Genomic DNA, 408 nt, shown 5'->3' with positions numbered 1-408 from the left:
CCCCCTTGCATGGTGTTTTTGCGGTGGCGGTTACTGGCGCAGGGCTTACCGACCAGCCCGGGGCCGCCAATATGGGCACCCGTCCCACGGTGAATGGCACGGAGAATCGTTTGGAAGTATATCTGCTGGATTACGGTGATCCGGCGGGTAGCTCAGGCGATGCTCAGTGCACGCATCAAGATAGCCTGTACGGCGCGCACCTGACAGTGGCCTTCCGCCATTATGTGCGCCCGGAAGAAAAATTCGCGGATCTGGACCTGTTGAAAACTGCCATCCGGCAGGACATAAACGCAGTCCGGGCCTTTTTTGATATGCCTACGGTGTAATAAGCGGAATCATGACGGACTACAAGGCAACGCTAAACCTTCCCCAAACCGGCTTTCCGATGAAAGCGGGCCTGTCCCAGCG

The 408-nt window shown here is 57.4% G+C and carries 1 protein-coding gene; it reads left to right on the top strand.

Translation table 11 applies throughout. The annotated features are described in order from the left end of the window. A partial coding sequence (locus F8C76_RS19265; RefSeq protein WP_211372189.1) for a riboflavin kinase occupies positions 1 to 326 on the top strand: 326 nt, incomplete at its 5' end. Positions 327 to 408: the final 82 nt, after the last annotated feature.

The organism is Flagellimonas olearia (genome assembly GCF_009184425.1).
GTDB classification, from domain to species: Bacteria; Bacteroidota; Bacteroidia; order Flavobacteriales; family Flavobacteriaceae; genus Flagellimonas; species Flagellimonas olearia.
This window is presented reverse-complemented; position numbering and strand designations above follow the sequence as displayed.